Source organism: Flavobacterium sp., assembly GCF_029242675.1.
Classification (GTDB): Bacteria; Bacteroidota; Bacteroidia; order Flavobacteriales; family Flavobacteriaceae; genus Flavobacterium.
This window is the reverse complement of sequence record NZ_JAQWTM010000192.1, coordinates 1-2,054: the sequence shown is the minus strand read 5'-3', so window position 1 is coordinate 2,054 and position 2,054 is coordinate 1. Positions and strand designations below refer to the sequence as shown.

1 protein-coding gene is annotated in these 2,054 nt (G+C 28.6%); it reads left to right on the top strand.

Going from position 1 to position 2,054, the window contains the following annotated elements:
• Window positions 1-699 precede the first annotated feature (699 nt).
• Window positions 700-2,054: S41 family peptidase (locus tag P8M54_RS07425; RefSeq protein ID WP_300286782.1), on the top strand; the 1,355-nt coding region annotated here is incomplete at its 3' end.

Genomic DNA, 2,054 nt, shown 5'->3' with positions numbered 1-2,054 from the left:
AAAAAATTGACGAAATACTTTGTACAAATTTTAGAGATAAAAAAATCAGAAAGATTAAGCAATTTTATCCAACAATATAAAAAACACTACTGCTAACAGCGGTAGCCGTTGCACAACGGCTACAAAAAATGAGTTCCCACAGCAATCATAAGAAAACAACCTTTTTTAAAGCGATTTAAAGAAGGTTATTTTTTTTGGTTTTATAATTATTTATAAAAATAAGACAGTCTAAAGACCTTGTTATGGGTGCATATAAATAGGTTTTACATGAGGTTACTGCTTTGCTTACTTTTAGTTGTATTCTTTGGAGTTCAAGTGCTGGTTTTTTGACAACAAAGCGCAAGTATTTCTTCAAATTATAGGGCAATGATGTCATTAAAAGGTGCTTGTTGGTATTTTGAGCTATCTGAAATTTAGTGGAATTAGCGTTTTTTAATCACAATTACATTAAGCCGAAAATTGAGCGTTTATGAACTTCCAGCCATCTCAAAGTGGCATAACGAACAGGGTTCTCTTGAGAAATTGAGTCTTCTAAACTCGAAAAACGCATTTGATTGCGTGCTATTCCTATGATGTGTTGCATCTTTAAATATACAACTTTTCTGCCTTTTATCTTAAAAAGATGTAGTATATTTGAAGGAAATAAACGGAAGTTTTTTCACAGGCTGACGTTAGCAGACATTTTAGAAAAACCGAACAATGACAAGAATTACGACACTATTTTTAATTTTATTTATTGCATTTATTACAAACGGACAATCTATTGATGAATCGTTTTCCAAAGATAAAATGAAAAAAGATTTTGAAGTTTTTAAAAGCATATCAACCAAAGCTAATTCTGGAGTTAAAAAATACCGCACAGAAAAACAAATTGATAGCATTTATGGTTGGGCAAATCAGCAAATTGAAAAAATTACATCTTATCGAGAATTTTATAATTTAATATTTACAATTTCTGACTTTGAAGGAAGTTGTCATAACGAAATTTCATTATCCAAAAAACGTGCTGAAAATTTAAAAAATGAGACTTTCGGATATTTTCCATTTCCAATCAAATGGATTGAAGGTAAATGGCTTATAAATATCAATGATAAAGAAATTCCTTTAGGAGCAGAAATTGTAACCATAAATGATGTCCCGATTGTTAAAATAGTTCCAAAACTTTATAAATATTATTCAACCGATGGTTTTAATCTAACTGGAAAAAGAATTGGTTTAATGACCAGTTTTTCAAAATATTATCGACTTAATTTTGGTTTAACAAAAATATTCACAGTCAGTTATTTAGATCCAAATTCAAAACAATTAAAAACTAAAAATATCCAAAGCGTTGGTAACAAAGCATATTACGAAAATTTTCGAAAAATGCACTCGATGTCTATTGACCAGTACTATTATGCAGATTTAAAAGAAAATCAAAAATATAATTATAAACAACTAAATCAATCAACTGGGATTTTAACAATAAACACTTTTGACATTGGTGATGAAAAGACAAGTGAACATAAAAAATACAAGCATTTTTTAGATAGTGTTTTCATGAGTATTAAAAAGAACAAAACATTAAACTTAATAGTAGATGTACGTAATAATGGCGGTGGAAATGACCCTAATGATTTATTAACTTATTCGTATTTGACAAATAGAATTTTTAAAGAAAATCAACAAGCGTGGGTTAGTTTCAGAAAAATTCCCTTAATAAAATATTATAATATTGGAATACCAAAATTTCTTAGAACTTTAGTAGTTGGGAAATATAATAAAGAATTTCAAACAATTTTTCCAAAAGAACAAAATGGCAAATTTTATCAGGATGAAAATTCAGATGACCATAAAATTAGAACGCCAAATCAAAATGCATTTAATGGAAATATTTATTTGCTAATAAGTCCAAAGGTTGCATCAGCAGGAAGTTTGTTTGCAGCAATGGTTTCAGGAAATGAAAATACGAAAACTATTGGAGAAGAAACTTTAGGAGGCTATTATGGACACAACGGACATTCATCATTGAGTTATAAATTACCAAAATCAAAAATTGAAATAACAACAAATGG